The 12,868-nt window shown below is 54.7% G+C and carries 10 protein-coding genes; 4 read left to right on the top strand and 6 right to left on the bottom strand.

What is annotated here, in order from left to right; all coding sequences use genetic code 11:
• Positions 1 to 4: 4 nt before the first annotated feature.
• The 4 genes from hslV to priA all read right to left on the bottom strand — a co-directional run bounded on the left by hslV (position 5) and on the right by priA (position 5,155).
• The gene (gene hslV / locus WLO31_RS20425; RefSeq protein ID WP_034461419.1) at positions 5 to 535 is read right to left on the bottom strand and encodes an ATP-dependent protease subunit HslV; all 531 of its coding nucleotides are present in this window, start codon (positions 533 to 535) and stop codon (positions 5 to 7) included.
• Between the two features lie 90 nt (positions 536 to 625).
• Complete coding sequence (gene ftsN / locus WLO31_RS20420; protein ID WP_435928325.1) at positions 626 to 1,672, bottom strand: cell division protein FtsN; 1,047 nt, start codon at positions 1,670 to 1,672, stop codon at positions 626 to 628.
• Positions 1,673 to 1,760: 88 nt separating this feature from the next.
• A complete protein-coding gene (gene cytR / locus WLO31_RS20415; RefSeq protein WP_435928323.1) occupies positions 1,761 to 2,795 on the bottom strand; it encodes a DNA-binding transcriptional regulator CytR in 1,035 nt (344 codons plus the stop codon).
• A gap of 164 nt (positions 2,796 to 2,959) precedes the next feature.
• Entirely contained in the window at positions 2,960 to 5,155 is a 2,196-nt protein-coding gene (gene priA / locus WLO31_RS20410) for a primosomal protein N' (RefSeq protein ID WP_435928322.1), read from the bottom strand.
• Positions 5,156 to 5,364: 209 nt separating this feature from the next.
• Here priA and rpmE point away from each other — a divergent pair, with 209 nt between their 5' ends.
• Entirely contained in the window at positions 5,365 to 5,580 is a 216-nt protein-coding gene (gene rpmE, locus WLO31_RS20405; RefSeq protein WP_167614712.1) for a 50S ribosomal protein L31, read from the top strand.
• A 63-nt stretch (positions 5,581 to 5,643) separates the two neighbouring features.
• Here the strand turns inward: rpmE and metJ are convergent, their stop codons facing one another.
• Positions 5,644 to 5,961, bottom strand: coding sequence for a met regulon transcriptional regulator MetJ (gene metJ / locus WLO31_RS20400; RefSeq protein WP_031523354.1), 318 nt, complete (start codon positions 5,959 to 5,961; stop codon positions 5,644 to 5,646).
• Between the two features lie 263 nt (positions 5,962 to 6,224).
• On the opposite strand from metJ, the gene metB reads away from it, so the two are divergent.
• From metB to metF, 3 genes are all read left to right on the top strand, one after another.
• Entirely contained in the window at positions 6,225 to 7,385 is a 1,161-nt protein-coding gene (gene metB, locus WLO31_RS20395; RefSeq protein WP_435928321.1) for a cystathionine gamma-synthase, read from the top strand.
• A gap of 2 nt (positions 7,386 to 7,387) precedes the next feature.
• The gene (locus WLO31_RS20390) at positions 7,388 to 9,820 is read left to right on the top strand and encodes a bifunctional aspartate kinase/homoserine dehydrogenase II (protein WP_435928320.1); all 2,433 of its coding nucleotides are present in this window, start codon (positions 7,388 to 7,390) and stop codon (positions 9,818 to 9,820) included.
• A gap of 264 nt (positions 9,821 to 10,084) precedes the next feature.
• The gene (gene metF / locus WLO31_RS20385; protein WP_435928319.1) at positions 10,085 to 10,975 is read left to right on the top strand and encodes a methylenetetrahydrofolate reductase; all 891 of its coding nucleotides are present in this window, start codon (positions 10,085 to 10,087) and stop codon (positions 10,973 to 10,975) included.
• Between the two features lie 138 nt (positions 10,976 to 11,113).
• Here the strand turns inward: metF and WLO31_RS20380 are convergent, their stop codons facing one another.
• A complete protein-coding gene (locus tag WLO31_RS20380) occupies positions 11,114 to 12,661 on the bottom strand; it encodes a methyl-accepting chemotaxis protein (RefSeq protein WP_435928318.1) in 1,548 nt (515 codons plus the stop codon).
• Between the last annotated feature and the right edge of the window lie 207 nt (positions 12,662 to 12,868).

The following is a 12,868-nucleotide window of genomic DNA, read 5'->3' as shown; positions in this document are numbered from 1 at the left end:
ATCCTTACGCCTTAGACGCTAATTCTTCGATAGTATGGAAATGGTTGGTGTAGATGCAGATATCACCGGCGATCCCCAGCGATTTCTCAACGATGTCGCGCGCGCCCAGCTCGGTATTTTCCAGCAGGGCGCGGGCGGCGGCCTGCGCGTACGGGCCACCGGAACCGATGGCGATAAGGTCATCTTCCGGCTGAATAACGTCACCGTTGCCGGTGATGATAAGCGACGCGTTTTCATCGGCTACGGCCAGCAGCGCTTCAAGCTTGCGCAGCATACGGTCGGTACGCCAGTCTTTAGCCAGCTCGACGGCGGCCTTCACCAGGTGGCCCTGATGCATTTCGAGTTTGCGTTCAAAGAGTTCGAACAGAGTGAAGGCATCGGCCGTGCCGCCCGCAAAGCCGGCAATGACTTTGTCGTTATAGAGGCGGCGAACTTTTTTCACGTTGCCTTTCATTACGGTGTTGCCGAGCGTGGCCTGACCATCACCACCGATTACGACATGGCCGTTGCGGCGCACACTTACTATTGTTGTCACGAGCAGACCCCTTATTGCATCAGCTTAATACGTGCCCCGGATCGGGTCCGGGGCTGAATGCAATTATAGATGGGGGGGATTTTGGGGGTTTCAACCCCCGCCGAGACGAATGCAGCTGGAGTGACCAGCCATCTTCAGACGATTAAGCGTGCCGTCTGCATTCTCTTTGCCTTTGATGGGACCGATCACCACGCGATTCCAGCCGTTGTTGGTGGTGATACGTGAATCAAACCCTTCAAAAGCAAGCTGCGCACGAACCGTTTCCGCCTGCTCGCTACCTTTAAAGGAGCCGCACTGCACCATCCAGCGTTTTTCATCCTTTTTCTCGCGCGCGGCTGGAGCAGCTTTTGCTGTTTCAGGCTCGCGGCTAACCGGTGCGGCTTTTGGCTGCGTCTGCGCCTGCTCACGAGCCTGCGTGGTTTGCCCCGGAGCACGCTGCTGAGCGCTATGCGGCGGCGTTTGCAGCAAATCCTGATACGGCTGAGGCGCAGCCGTCGTACGCGGTTGCTGTTGTTGCTGAGCAGGACGTGACTGCTGCTGCGTTTGTTGCACAGCACGCGGCTGCTGATAAGGCTGTTCGGTTACGCGCTGCTGCACGCGGGGCTGTTGCTGCTGCGTATTCCATTGCTGTTGCACAGTTCGCTGCTGCACCTGCTGTTGTAGCTGCCTCTGGCGCTGCAGCGTTTGCTGGCGCTGGGCCGGAGTTTGTTCGTTCCACGGCACTTCGTTCAACTGTGTCGGCTGCTGGCGCATATCCGCCTGCATCTGCTCCAGAAGTTGACGCTGTTCGTTGGTGAGCTGGTCTTTGTTCTGCACTTCGCCGCCGGCCGTAGGCTCGGTTGGGGTGCGTACGCCAGGCTGGCGATTTTCCAGTTCTTTAATGTAGCGCCAGCGCTCTTCAGGCTTCGGCGGAAGGCCATTTCCGGTCACCTTATGGCCCGGCAGGACTTCACTTTCCTCTTTTTTATGATGGGTAATGAAGTACAGGGCGCCAATAAAGGTCACCAGAACGGCGGCCGCAATGGCGACCATTGTCGGCGAGACGGATGGCAGGTTACGTTGCTTTTTGCGGGAGGTACTCTTTTTGCGCCGTGTCCCTGCCGATTGCCCGCGGCGTACATAATCTTTTTGTGCCACTATCGATTCGCTGTATTTATTCGTTTGTCAGCCCGCCATGTTACTTAAGGGGCGTCCCTTTGACCAGATTAGGGAGTCCTAAAGCGGTTCATTTTCTTGCGCCCGGCGCGCTGGTGCTCCCTCGCTCAATGAGGTCGCAGTCCAGCAGGCGCGATCCGCTGCTAACGATTTCACCGTGTAGCTGATCTAATAGCAACAACATAGCTTCCCGTCCGATATCGAAACGCGGCTGCTGGACCGTGGTGAGCGGCGGATCGCAAAATTGCGATAAGGCAATGTCATCGAAGCCCATAATAGATAAATCTTCCGGGACGCGCAGCCCGCTACGTTTGGCCTGTGAAAGCGCGCCCAGCGCCATAACGTCGCTGTGGCAAAAGATCGCCGTTGGCGGAACGGGGAGCGATAAAAGCTGCGCAACGGCTGTCGCACCGGCATCAAAAGTAAAGTCACCGCGCGCGATATAATGCGGATCGACGACCATACCCGTACGGCGCAAAGCCTGAACGTATCCCTGCAGGCGGTAATGACACAGGGGCATCTCTTCCGGCCCGGCAATGCAGGCAATTCTTTCGTGGCCCAGCTGCTGCAGATAATAAACGGCGTTAAACGCAGCGGTGAGATTGTCGATATGCACCGTCGGCAGCTCCAGCTCTGGCGCAAATTCGTTGGCCATCACCATCGGCGGCAGATTTCGTTGCTCTTCAAGGCTTGCATCAAACGGCAGGCGCGAGCCAAGCAGCAACATGCCGTCAATTTGCTTAGTGATTATCAGATCGATGAACGTTTTTTCCTGCTGATTCTGATGGGCGCAATCGCCAATCAGCACCAGGTAACCCTGTTCAGCGGCGGTAATTTCAATGCCGCGAATGATCTCGCTGAAGAACGGATCGCAGATATCCGGCACAATCACCAGAATCGTGCGTGATTCGTTACGCTTTGCGTTGCGGCCTAACGAATGAGGTAGATAACCCACTTCTATTGCAGCCTGCTCTACCCGGCTACGCGTGCTTTGCGAGACCTTATCCGGGTTCATTAATGCACGGGATACCGTTGCTGTTGATACTTTCGCCTGTACGGCAACATCCTTCATGGTTGCATTGACAACCTGACTCTTCGGCTTCAACTTCTTCTCCTCGCTTGCACTCCGCAGACCTTGACACATCCTTTATGCCCGATCGTACTGTCATTCTTAGCAGAATATTGCTGCCGCCTGTTACAAAAATTTCATCAAAAATGTGACGGGTGCAGAATTTTTCGATCCGCTTCGCATAACCGGTCGGCTACGCGCTAGCTCTCAATCGGATCGACATCCAGCGCCCACTTCACTTTTCGCGATTCAGGAAGGGTGTTCACCAGCGCCAGGGAGTGGCTTATCAGACGCTGTAAGCGGGCGCGTGACGGATGTTGAAGAAGGATTTGCCAGCGGAAGCGGCCCCCGCGCTTTGGCTGGAGCGAAGGCACCGGTCCCATGATCCACAGCTGTTCATCGCGTAGCGGGCTGGATTCCAGTAAATTGCGTAGCTGTTGCAGGAACAGCGGCGCCTGCTGGTTGTTTTGATCTTCAGCCCGGAAGATAACGTGGCTGGTAAACGGCGGTAAAAATACCGTCTGTCGCTCAACCAGCGCCTGATCTGCGAAGGCGTCATAGCCCTGGGCCAGCAGGGTTTGCAGCAAAGGGTGCTCAGGATGGTGGGTTTGCAACACCACTTCGCCCTGTTTGCCCGCCCGGCCCGCCCGGCCCGAAACCTGCACGTAAAGCTGGGCAAAGCGTTCGGCGGCGCGAAAATCTGCTGAGAACAGCGCCCCGTCAACGTCCAGCAGCGCGACTAAGGTGACGTCAGGGAAATGGTGGCCTTTCGCCAGCATCTGCGTGCCGATAAGAATACGCGCGCCGCCGCGATGGACCTCGGCTAACTGCTGCTCAAGCGCGCCTTTACGGCTGGTGGTATCGCGGTCGATACGTGAAAGCGGCACGCCGGGGAACAGCGGAGCCAGGCTTTGTTCAAGCTGCTCCGTGCCCATCCCTACCGGTACCAGATTGGTTGAACCGCAACACGGACACTGATTAGGAATGGGTCGCTGGCTGTCGCAGTGGTGGCAACGAAGCTGCCGCTGACCCTGATGGAGAGTGAAATAGTGGTCGCAGCGCGGGCATTCCGCTATCCACCCACACTCATGACACAAAAGAGCAGGGGCGAAACCGCGGCGATTCAGAAAAAGAATGACCTGATTATCCGCCTTTAAGTGCTGCCCGATTTTCTGAATGAGCGCAGGCGCAAGGCCTGATTTAAGCGGCTGGCCTTTTAAATCCACCACTTGCTGTGACGCCGGGCTTGCGTTTCCGGCGCGTTTAGTCAGGCGTAGCTGGCGGTATTTGCCGAGCCGGACGTTATGCAGCGTTTCCAGCGCAGGCGTCGCTGAGCCGAGAATAATCGGGATATCTTCCGCATGAGCGCGATATACCGCCAAATCGCGGGCATGGTAGCGCCACCCTTCATGCTGCTTGTAGGAGCTGTCGTGCTCTTCGTCGATGACAATGACGCCAAGGCGGCAGAACGGCGTAAAAAGAGAGGAGCGGGTGCCGATGACGATCGCCGCCTCGCCGCTGCGCGCTTTCAGCCAGACGGCAAGACGCTCGCTGTCGTTCAGCCCCGAGTGCAATACTTCTACAGGGGCATTAAAACGCTCGCGAAAACGGGCGATAGTCTGTGGCGTCAGGCCGATTTCCGGCACCAGAACCAGCGCCTGCTTGCCCTGGGCGAGGACATTTTCAAGCACGCTCAAATAGACTTCGGTTTTGCCTGAACCGGTAATTCCTGCCAGCAGCCAGGCGGAAAAACGATCCGCCGCGCTATGAATGGCGCCCACCGCCGTGGCTTGTTCGGTGTTCAGACGCAGGCGCTCGCCTGCGACAGAATAGGTGTCGCGCCAGTCAGCTGCTGCGGGCGCCGCGCTTTTCAGATCGCATAGCCCTTTGGTTCGCAACGCCTGCAAGCCTTGCTCGCTGATATCCATCTCGCTTACCTGATGACGCCAGATGTTTTTTTGCCGCACCGCCGCCAGCGCCTGCTGCTGTTTAGGGGCTCGTTTCAGGCCGTTAAGATCGACGGCTTTGCCTTCTTCCGTGGCGAACCAGTACCACAGCGGCGCGTGATGCGCGGGCTTCCCCTGACGCAACAAAATCGGCAGCGCATGAAACAGCACATCGCCAATGGGATGGTGATAATAATCTTTTGCCCACAGCAAAACGCGCCATAAAGAAGGAGGAAATAAGGAAGCGCCATCCAGCACATCAACCACGGGTTTAAGATCGCTAAGCGGGAGTTCGCTCTTTTCGCTTACGGCAACCACAATGCCCACGGCTTCCCGTTTACCAAACGGCACCATCACGCGACAACCCGCCACAACCTGCATTCCAGCAGGGATCAGATAGTCGAAGGTACGGGCAAGTGGAACCGGCAGGGCGACGTGAGCGACAGGCATGAAAGCATCCGGGCTGATAAAAAAGACAAGATAGTGTACACTGTGTGTTCGCAAAATTGCGGATCAGTTTGCATGCATCGGCTGTATTCTGTATGATTCGCCGCCTTTGATGCGCAGTTTTGGCTTCGAATAAACCTACTTTATTAACATCGCGTGGTGTCTGGCGTTAGGGCTGGAAGAGCGACGCGGCCTTAGACCTGAGGTTTTCCATGAAAAAAGATATCCACCCTAAATATGACGTAATTACTGCAAACTGTTCTTGCGGTAATTCTATCAAAATCCGCTCTACTGCGGGTCACGATCTGAACCTGGACGTTTGTGGCGAATGCCACCCGTTCTACACTGGCAAACAGCGTGATGTTGCTACCGGTGGCCGTGTTGACCGCTTCAACAAGCGTTTCAGCGTACCAGGCGCGAAAAAATAAGTTTCGCAGCATGGAAAGAGAAAGGCGCCCTGGGGCGCCTTTTTTGTATCCGTAATTTGTTACCTAGTATTCCCACGTATCCGGGTCAATTCCCAGCTCGCGCATAATTACCTTCGCCTCTTCCGGGATTTCATCACTACGTTCTTTACGCAGATCCGCATCGTTCGGCAGAGGCTGGCCAGTAAACGCGTGCAGAAATGCTTCACACAGCAGTTCACTGTTTGTTGCGTGGCGCAGGTTGTTCACCTGGCGACGGGTGCGCTCATCGGTGAGGATTTTTAACACCTTCAGAGGAATGGAAACCGTAATTTTTTTTACTTGTTCACTCTTCTTCCCGTGCTCAGCGTAAGGGCTGATATATTCGCCGCTCCATTCAGCCATGAGATACCTTTAATCCTCTTATCAATTAAACATGCTCAAACCGGGCGGGGCACGATTTCAGCGATTATCTGTCTTAGTGTACAGCCCGGACGCCTGCGCAGTCTGCGACTCTGGCACGCTAAAGCATATAATTTTAACGGCTATTTCGCGTTTGCTCAATCTATACGCAAAGAAGTTTAGATGTCCAGATGTATTGACGTCCAACTTGGCAATGTTTACTCTGATGCCTGACCTTTATTCGACCAGCAAGGATCAGGGAAACCATGACGCGCAAACAGGCAACCATCGCAGTACGCAGCGGTTTGAACGATGACGAACAATACGGCTGTGTTGTTCCGCCCATCCACCTTTCCAGCACCTATAACTTCACAGGGTTTAATGAACCGCGCGAGCATGATTATTCGCGCCGTGGCAACCCTACGCGCGACGTAGTACAGCGCGCGCTGGCAGAACTGGAAGGCGGCGCGGGCGCTGTGATGACGAATACCGGCATGTCGGCTATTCACCTGGTGAGCACGGTATTTCTGAAGCCCGGCGACCTGCTTGTGGCCCCCCACGATTGCTACGGCGGTAGCTATCGCCTCTTTGACAGCCTGGCAAAACGCGGCGCGTACCGTGTTTTATTTGTCGATCAGGGCGATGAGGCAGCTTTAAACGCGGCGCTGGCTGAAAAACCGAAGCTGGTGCTGGTAGAAACCCCAAGCAACCCATTGTTGCGCGTGGTGGATATTGCGAAAATATGCGCCGCGGCGCGTGCTGCCGGAGCAGTCAGCGTAGTGGATAACACCTTCCTGAGCCCGGCGCTGCAAAATCCGCTGGCGCTGGGAGCAGATCTGGTTCTGCACTCCTGCACCAAATATTTAAACGGCCATTCTGATGTGGTGGCAGGTGTAGTGATTGCCAAAGACGCCGATACTGTCACCGAACTTGCCTGGTGGGCGAATAATATCGGCGTGACCGGCAGCGCGTTTGACAGCTATCTGCTGCTGCGCGGGTTACGCACCCTGTCGCCGCGAATGGAAGTGGCTCAACGTAATGCACAGTTGATTGTCGATTTCCTGAAAACAGAACCGCTGGTGAAAAAGCTGTATCATCCATCGCTGCCGGAAAACCAGGGGCATGAAATCGCTGCCCGTCAGCAGAAAGGTTTTGGCGCGATGTTGAGTTTTGAACTGGACGGGGACGAGCAGACGCTGCGTCGTTTCCTGAGCGGGCTGTCGCTGTTCACGCTGGCGGAATCGCTGGGCGGCGTCGAAAGCCTGATTTCCCACGCGGCAACCATGACCCACGCGGGCATGGCGCCGGAAGCGCGAGCTGCGGCCGGCATCTCCGAAATGCTGCTGCGTGTGTCTACCGGTATTGAAGATGGCGAAGATTTAGTCGCTGACCTGGAACATGCCTTCCGGGTGGCAAGAGAGGGGTAAGCATGAGTGTTTCAGTACCAGCAGGGACGCCGGTTCGTCAACTGCACAAGTTTGGCGGCAGTAGTCTTGCAGACGTAAAATGTTATCTGCGTGTGGCGGGTATCATGACCGAGTATTCCAGGCCTGGCGATCTGATGGTGGTTTCTGCCGCCGGCAGCACCACCAACCAGCTTATCAGCTGGCTCCAGCTGAGTCAGAGCGACAGGCTATCTGCGCATCAGGTCCAGCAGGCGCTGCGTCGTTATCAAAGCGAGTTAATCAGCGGCCTGCTCCCGCCTGAAGTTGCGGATAGCCTGATCGGTGAATTTATTCACGACCTGGAGCGCCTCGCTGGTTTGCTGGATGGCAAAATCAACGACGCGGTGTATGCCGAAGTGGTCGGTCACGGCGAGGTCTGGTCCGCGCGCCTGATGTCGGCGGTGCTGAATCAGCAGGGTATTGAAGCCGCCTGGCTTGATGCGCGGGAATTCATGCGTGCCGAGCGGGCGGCGCAGCCGCAGGTTAACGAAGGCCTTTCCTGGCCGCTGCTGCAGGAGCTGATGGCGCAGCATCCGCATAAACGCCTCGTGGTTACCGGCTTTATCTGCCGTAACGACGCGGGTGAAACCGTGCTGCTGGGCCGTAACGGCTCTGACTATTCCGCAACGCAAATCGGCGCGCTGGCGGGCGTCTCCCGCGTCACCATCTGGAGCGACGTGGCCGGGGTCTACAGCGCCGATCCACGTAAGGTAAAAGATGCCTGTTTGCTGCCGTTGCTGCGTCTGGATGAGGCCAGCGAACTGGCGCGTCTGGCGGCCCCGGTCCTGCATGCCCGTACGCTACAGCCGGTCTCTGGCAGCGATATCGATCTGCAACTGCGTTGCAGCTATTCCCCGGAGCAGGGCTCAACCCGCATTGAACGCGTTCTGGCTTCCGGTACCGGAGCGCGCATTGTCACCAGCCATGATGACGTCTGCCTGATTGAGTTTCAGATCGCCCCGCAGCAGGATTTCAAACTGGCGCAAAAAGAGCTGGATACGCTGCTCAAACGCGCCCAGGTGCGTCCTTTGTCCATTGGCGTGCATCCCGATCGTAACCTGCTGCAGCTTTGCTACACCTCCGAAGTGGTGAGCAGCGTGCTGCAAATTTTGCAGGATGCTGGTCTACCGGGCGAATTACGGCTGCGCGAAGGCCTGGCGCTGGTGGCAATGGTAGGCGCAGGCGTTTGCCGTAACCCGCTGCACAGCCACCGTTTCTGGCAGCAGCTAAAAGACCATCCGGTTGAGTTTATCTGGCAATCCGAGGATGGCATCAGCATGGTTGCCGTCCTGCGCGGCGGCCCGACGGTCAATCTGATTCAGGGCTTGCACAAGTCGCTGTTCCGGGCGGAAAAGCGTATCGGTCTGGTGCTGTTTGGCAAAGGCAATATAGGTTCTCGCTGGCTTGAGCTGTTCGCCCGCGAGCAGGAAACGATCTCCGCCCGCACCGGTTTTGAATTTATCCTCGCCGGGGTGGTGGACAGCCGCCGCAGCCTGCTGAACTACGAAGGGCTGGATGCCAGCCGCGCGCTGGCCTTTTTTAATGATGAAGCGGTAGAGCAGGATGAAGAATCCCTGTTCCTGTGGATGCGCGCGCACCCGTACGACGATTTAGTGGTGCTGGACGTTACCGCAAGCGAGCAGCTTGCCGATCAGTATCTCGATTTTGCAAGCCACGGTTTCCACGTCATCAGCGCCAACAAGCTGGCGGGCGCGGGCAACGGGCAGAAGTACCGCCAAATCCGCGACGCGTTTGAAAAAACGGGCCGCCATTGGCTGTATAACGCCACCGTAGGCGCCGGTTTACCGGTCAACCATACCGTGCGCGATCTGCGCGATAGCGGCGATGCCATTCTGGCGATTAGCGGAATTTTCTCCGGCACGCTTTCATGGCTGTTCCTGCAGTTCGATGGCACCGTGCCGTTTACCGATCTGGTCGATCAGGCCTGGCAGCAGGGGCTGACAGAACCTGACCCGCGTGTCGACCTCTCCGGTAAGGATGTTATGCGCAAGCTGGTTATCGTGGCTCGCGAAGCGGGTTACGACATCGAACCCGATCAGGTTCGCGTAGAGTCGCTGGTGCCAAACGGTTGTGAAGAAGGGTCGGTGGATTATTTCTTCGAGAACGGCGATGAACTTAACGAGCAGATGGCGCAACGGTTTGAAGCCGCGCAGGAAATGGGGCTGCTGCTGCGTTACGTGGCCCGCTTTGATGCGAACGGCAAGGCGCGTGTTGGCGTGGAGGCGGTTCGTACTGAACATCCTCTGGCGGCGCTGTTGCCGTGCGACAACGTGTTCGCCATTGAAAGCCGCTGGTATCGCGATAACCCGCTGGTTATCCGCGGCCCCGGCGCTGGCCGTGATGTCACCGCCGGCGCCATTCAGTCGGACCTCAACCGTCTGGCGCAGCTGCTGTAATGCCTGGCGGATGGCGCGCTGCTTATCCGCCTACAACAGTTCATCTATTTATAGGGCGGATAAGCGTTAGCCTCATCCGCCCGCTTTCTTATTTCTGCACCCTGAAAAAATTTCACGTTGCTTGAGAATTCCTCCCTTTGTGTGGTGATTTTTCAGTTGACGGCCTGTCCCTTTTCCTTCATCTTGCTATCTGGACGTCTAAACGTCTGGATAGCAACCAAACACAACAACACATTATTAAAAAGCGATTGATGAGGTAAGGGTATGAGCTTTTTTCACGCCAACCAGCGGGAAGCACTGAATCAGAGTCTGGCCGAAGTAGCCGGACAAATTAACGTTTCCTTTGAGTTTTTCCCGCCGCGTACCAGTGAGATGGAACAGACCCTGTGGAGCTCAATCGACAGGCTCAGCAGCCTGAAACCTAAATTCGTCTCCGTCACCTACGGTGCAAACTCCGGTGAACGCGATCGCACCCATAGCATTATTAAAGGAATCAAAGACCGCACCGGTCTTGAAGCGGCGCCGCACCTGACCTGTATTGACGCGACCCGCGATGAACTGCGCACCATCGCCCAGGATTACTGGAACAACGGCATCCGTCATATCGTTGCTCTGCGCGGCGACCTGCCGCCGGGCGGCGGTAAGCCGGATATGTATGCCTCCGATCTGGTTACCTTACTCAAAGAGGTGGGGGACTTTGATATTTCGGTCGCGGCCTATCCCGAGGTTCATCCGGAAGCAAAAAGCGCGCAGGCCGATCTTATCAACCTGAAGCGTAAAATTGACGCGGGCGCCAATCGAGCTATCACCCAATTTTTCTTCGATGTGGAAAGCTATCTGCGCTTTCGCGACCGCTGCGCGGCGGCAGGCATTGATGTGGAAATCGTGCCGGGTATTCTGCCGGTCAGTAACTATAAACAGGCGCATAAATTTGCCACTATGACCAACGTGCGCGTGCCGCACTGGATGGCGCAAATGTTTGAAGGGCTGGATGATGATGCGGAAACGCGCAAAATGGTCGGCGCAAATATCGCGATGGACATGGTGAAAATTCTCAGCCGTGAAGGGGTGAAGGATTTTCACTTCTATACGCTAAACCGCGCCGAGATGAGCTACGCGATTTGTCATACCCTGGGCGTCCGCCCCGGGTTGTAATCAGAAATATCCCCCATCCTGAGCCGTTTATCTAAGTAGTTGTGCAGCCTGCTCCGGCAAGATCCCGGAGGCAGGCTTCGGCATCCTGCCCGCTTTCAGAAAGCTATTTGCTTAGCGAAAAAGAAGTCGTGACCGCAGCTAGCCATTATCTTCCTGCGAGATTTTAAAGTGTGATACGGCGGCAACCAGCTGGCTGGCCTCAGCCGACATATTGTGTATCGTTTTTATTGTCTCATGAACCAGCGAGGAGTTTTCATGGGCCGTTTTATCAAGCTGGACAATGGCCTCGCTAATCTGGGCTATTCCGATAGCCTGTTCCGAGCTTGATGATGATATATCTCCCAGCGACGTGGAGACATTGGACGTTGAGCTAATAATATTTAACATGGCTGTGCCAGCCTGCGAAACTAACCGGGAGGCTTCTTTCGTATGGGTATCGTTAGCGGTTATCTGCAGGCCGATATCTTTCGCCGCCGAGGTGCAGCGCTGTGCCAGCGTTCGTACTTCCTGAGCCACAACGGCGAAACCTTTACCGTGCTCGTGTGCTCGTGCGGCTTCTACCGAAGCGTTAAGCGCAAGGATATTAGTCTGAAACGCGATGCCGTTAATTAAGCCGGTGATTTCTGAAATTTTATCTGAGCGCTGGGTGATGGTCCCCATTGAGCTTGTTATCTGCCCGACTAGTTCACCCCCTTCTTCAGCAAAGTGTGAAGTGCTGCGGGCAACGCCTGAAGCCAGTCTGGCGTTGGCGGTATTCTGGGATACCGTAGTGGTGAGTTCTTCAAGCGTTGCGGAGATTTGCTGTAACGCACTGGCCTGGGATTCTGTTCGTTGCCCTAACTGCTCATTGCTTTCGGTAATGCAATCACAGATTTTTACGACACTATCTGTATTTTCCCGTATATCCTGAACAATTGTGATAAGGGCGGTTTGCATATTTTTGATCGTGTACAGAAGACTGCGCGAATCATTTTTCTTAACCGTAATTTTCTGCGTCAGATTACCACTGGAAATGCCGTTCATAATGTGCATTAGCTCTTCAGGATTACATCCTAACTGTTTAATAAGATCGAGATTAATAATAAGCGTAACAATAAAGACAATCGCAATGCTGATGGCGATAAACATACCGGCCTGCATAAATCCTTTCATAAACAGCGCGTCGATATCATGCATTTCCACGCCGGTAGAGATCCCCCAGCCCCAGTCCTTATAGTTATCGCTATAGGCAACTTTATTGACCATGCCCAGATCTTTATTTAACCACTTATAAGTAACGAAACCACCACCGTGCTGAAAAGCAACGTCAACTATATCCCGTGTTGAATAATCCCTGACATCTTTCTCCAGAAGATCGTTTCGTATCGGGTGCATCAGGTACTTACCATGACGATCGAAAATAAATATATAGCCGCTTCCCTGGTAGCGCAGATTTTTTATAGTATTAAGCGCCCGGGTTTTTGCCTCCTCGGCAGACAGCAAACCGTCCTTTTCCATCGTGTCGTACTGCTTTACGATGCCCGTGGCTAACTGAATAGCGGTCTGTAATTGTGACTGTCGTTCTGTAATAAGGACGTTATATTGTTTGTAATTAAAGAAAGCGCATAATATTAGCATGGATAAAAAGGTAAATATTAGCGGGATCCATATTTTTTTCTTAAATGTTAACTTTGACAGGACAGACATACAATCTCCGAAAATTTACGCGTATTCCCATAAAAATCGGTGCAGGCAGAGAAAACTTAAGTTTTTATCGGAAGGGTTTGATTGTTATCACAGATAAGAGATATTTATAATTCTTCTCTGAGACAAAAGCCTGGCCTGCATAAATTATTAAATGCCGGGCATAAAAAAGCCCCGCAGAAGCAGGGCTTATAAGTTAAGGGTCTGCTG

The sequence above is a fragment of the Dryocola sharpae genome (assembly GCF_051307055.1).
In the GTDB taxonomy this organism is placed as follows: domain Bacteria; phylum Pseudomonadota; class Gammaproteobacteria; order Enterobacterales; family Enterobacteriaceae; genus Dryocola.
The sequence above is the reverse complement of the archived record's forward strand: the minus strand, read 5'-3'. Positions and strand labels throughout refer to the sequence as shown.

Coding starts and splice junctions, on each gene's coding strand:
- metF (WP_435928319.1), top strand. CDS start 10,085: ATGAGCTTTTTTCACGCCAACCAGCGGGAAGCACTGAATCAGAGTCTG.
- rpmE (WP_167614712.1), top strand. CDS start 5,365: ATGAAAAAAGATATCCACCCTAAATATGACGTAATTACTGCAAACTGT.
- metJ (WP_031523354.1), bottom strand. CDS start 5,961: ATGGCTGAATGGAGCGGCGAATATATCAGCCCTTACGCTGAGCACGGG.
- priA (WP_435928322.1), bottom strand. CDS start 5,155: ATGCCTGTCGCTCACGTCGCCCTGCCGGTTCCACTTGCCCGTACCTTC.
- WLO31_RS20390 (WP_435928320.1), top strand. CDS start 7,388: ATGAGTGTTTCAGTACCAGCAGGGACGCCGGTTCGTCAACTGCACAAG.
- WLO31_RS20380 (WP_435928318.1), bottom strand. CDS start 12,661: ATGTCTGTCCTGTCAAAGTTAACATTTAAGAAAAAAATATGGATCCCG.
- metB (WP_435928321.1), top strand. CDS start 6,225: ATGACGCGCAAACAGGCAACCATCGCAGTACGCAGCGGTTTGAACGAT.